The organism is Parasynechococcus sp. (assembly GCF_042954245.1).
GTDB lineage: Bacteria > Cyanobacteriota > Cyanobacteriia > PCC-6307 > Cyanobiaceae > Parasynechococcus.
In genome coordinates this window covers 1-2,713 of sequence record NZ_JBGKDP010000033.1, presented here as the reverse complement: position 1 = coordinate 2,713, position 2,713 = coordinate 1, and the positions used below count along the sequence as shown (strand labels likewise).

At 63.1% G+C, this 2,713-nt stretch carries 3 protein-coding genes and 1 pseudogene; 3 read left to right on the top strand and 1 reads right to left on the bottom strand.

Annotation, left to right across the window (positions count from 1 at the left end; all coding sequences use genetic code 11):
* Positions 1 to 426 (top strand): annotated as a pseudogene (locus ACGVJ8_RS01195) (cation:proton antiporter); the annotation flags it as partial.
* A gap of 66 nt (positions 427 to 492) precedes the next feature.
* On the top strand, positions 493 to 1,440 hold the full coding sequence (locus ACGVJ8_RS01190; protein WP_392345110.1) for an LCP family protein: 948 nt from the start codon (positions 493 to 495) through the stop codon (positions 1,438 to 1,440).
* Here ACGVJ8_RS01190 and psbP read toward each other — a convergent pair whose 3' ends face one another.
* Positions 1,441 to 1,995, bottom strand: a complete 555-nt coding sequence (gene psbP, locus ACGVJ8_RS01185; RefSeq protein ID WP_392345109.1) for a photosystem II reaction center PsbP — start codon at positions 1,993 to 1,995, stop codon at positions 1,441 to 1,443.
* Between the two features lie 134 nt (positions 1,996 to 2,129).
* On the opposite strand from psbP, the gene recR reads away from it, so the two are divergent.
* On the top strand, positions 2,130 to 2,705 hold the full coding sequence (gene recR / locus ACGVJ8_RS01180; RefSeq protein ID WP_392345111.1) for a recombination mediator RecR: 576 nt from the start codon (positions 2,130 to 2,132) through the stop codon (positions 2,703 to 2,705).
* Positions 2,706 to 2,713: the final 8 nt, after the last annotated feature.

The window sequence follows — 2,713 nt, the reverse complement described above, 5'->3', positions numbered from 1 at the left end:
CGTGAGACCGAGAGCGGCCTGGGCCGGATCCTCGTTCCGATCAAAGACTTCTCCGCCAGCGCCCGCGAGCAGTTCGAACTAGCGCTGCGAGTGATCAACTCAGCCCCGGAGGATCAGCACGTGCGGATCACCCTGCTGCATGTCCACGACCCCCGCTTCAGCGGCCAGGACCGTCACTGGATGGAACAGCAGCTGATCCGCTGGCGCCCGCCGGGCATTCCGGAGGAACGGTTCCACATCGTGATTGTGCGGGGGCCCGGCATCGACGGGGCCATTCATCGGCTCAGCCGCGAACACGATCTGGTGATCCTGCACACCCAGCGCAGGCGGGTGGCTGGTCTGCCGATTCCCGGCAGCGATCGCACCAGCCAATTGATCCGCCAGCTCCCCTGCGCCTCGATGGTGATCAGCGATCCGTTGGTTTAACAGAGGCCTGCACCCCTCTACCCGAGATGGGACGAGCGCGCCAAGATGCTGCGTAGCGTGTGTTCCATGCCACAACCCCCCCCTGCTAAGGCCTCCTCCGAGGCCATCAACTGGCCGGTAGTTGCTGCTGTGGTGGTGGGTCTCAGCGGCGGCCTAATCCTGTCGGTGCCGCTGAGTCGGTTGATCAACATGAAACCGTCAAGGATGGCAGACCAACCGTTGGCGCCGCCTCAGCCAGCGCCGCTGGCCAACCCTTTTGCTGGTTGGACCGGCTTTGGGGCCAGGGAGGTGGTGGTGCTGGGCCGGGACCGCACCGGCAGTAACACCGATGTGATCTTCACGGTACGGGTGAGTGGCACCACCACAACGATCACCCAGATCCCCCGCGACAGCTACATCGATGCCGAGGGTTTCGGCGGTATCAAGCTCAATGCGCTGATGGCCTACGGCGGTGTGGAGGCGGTGGAGCGGGAGTTGTCGCGGTTGATGAACCGCCCGGTCCGCCATCACATTCTGGTGCGCCTGGATGCGATCGAAACCCTGGCCAACCTGGTGGGGGGAATCCAAGTGGATGTTCCCAAGCGCTTGTATTACGTCGATCGCAGTCAGAACCTGTTAATCGACCTGCAGCCAGGTCCTCAGCTGTTGAAGGGCAAGGATCTGGAGGGTTTTCTGCGTTGGCGCAACGACGGCCGCGGCGATTTCGGCCGGCTGGAACGCCAGCAGCTGGCGTTGAAGGGGCTGTTTGAGCAGATGAAACAACCGCAGAATCTGATCCGCCTGCCAGCTTTGGTCACCGCTGCGGGCCAGGCCTTGGAGACGGATCTGGGGCCAATGGAACTGGGCGGGTTGGTCACCGCCATGGGCACCACCGAACTGAAGGCCTCCAGCCTGAGGGCGGTTCCGTTCGATGCCGACGGCATCAGCTATCTGGATACGGAGTGGCCGGCACACTCGAGCACTGGCGCCGATTCAGGTGACCCCAACGGTCGGCGTTTCCGTTTCCTGTTCTGATCAGATCAGCAGGGTCAGAGAGCGCACCACCCGGCCGCAGAGGTCACCCACCTTGCCCCAGCGGTCTTCGTTGACGCTGGTGGCCAGGGTGTAAAGCCGGCCGCGGTCGACCACCACAGTCGCCAGCTCGTGGCGGTCGCGGTCTTCCAGGTGCACGGTGTATGCCAGATCGTAGAAGGTGTGGCCATTCACTTCACGCTCCTGGGCTTCCACCAGCTCGGCGGTGCGGCCGCTGCCGGCGGTGGCGATCACTTCACGGCGCAGGCGCTCGCCAACGGCAACGGCGCTGCCCAGTTCACTCAGCTCGTTGTCTTCGTTCACCTTGTTGATCATCAGGCTCACGGTTTCATCGCTGTGGATCAGGTCGTGAAACACCACCCGGGGTCCGTTGCTCACCTGCACCTCGGTCCAGCCGGTGGGGTAGAGAAAGGCGAAACGGCCATCCGGGCTCTGGTACGACTGCAGCCCTGCCGTTGGTCCCGCTGCGCAGGCCCCCAGCACCAGTGCCAGGATGCCGCAAATGATCACGCGACTCAAAGACTGGAGAAGCTGCATTAGCGGGGCGATCAATCCACGGGCCATTCTGCCGTTGAGGCCTGAGGGCTGTGACCAGTGTTGCGGCAGATGATCTCTACAACTCCTACATTTCCTACATTGGCGGCAGACCCCTGAGCGGCTTCACCAAACCGTTGGCCCGGCTGATTGATCAGTTCGAGCGTCTACCCGGTATCGGCCCGCGCACGGCTCAGAGGCTCGCATTGCACCTGCTGAACCAACCGCAGGAGCAGATCCATCAGTTCGCTGATGCCCTGTTGGCGGCCCGCACCCAGGTGGGCCAGTGCCAAACCTGTTTTCACCTCTCCGCTGATCCCGAATGTGAGATCTGCCGCAACCCCGAGCGCCGCAACGGCGTGATCTGCGTGGTGGCCGATTCCCGCGATCTTCTGGCTCTGGAGCGCACCCGTGAATTCCAGGGGCGCTACCACGTGCTCGGAGGCCTGATTTCACCCATGGATGGCGTTGGTCCGAAGCTGCTGCATGTCACCGAATTGGTGCAGCGAATCACCAACGAGGAGATCAGTGAGGTGATCCTGGCCCTCACCCCCAGCGTGGAAGGGGATACCACCAGCTTGTATCTGGGGCGGTTGCTCAAGCCCTTCTGTTCGGTGAGCCGGATCGCCTACGGCCTGCCGATGGGCAGTGAACTGGAATACGCCGATGAGGTCACCCTCAGCCGAGCCCTGGAGGGGCGCCGGCCGGTATGAGCAAGTAC

What these genes read in the sequence shown, in the direction of transcription:
- ACGVJ8_RS01190 (WP_392345110.1), top strand. Translation starts at nt 493, where the DNA reads ATGCCACAACCCCCCCCTGCTAAGGCCTCCTCCGAGGCCATCAACTGG.
- psbP (WP_392345109.1), bottom strand. Translation starts at nt 1,995, where the DNA reads ATGCAGCTTCTCCAGTCTTTGAGTCGCGTGATCATTTGCGGCATCCTG.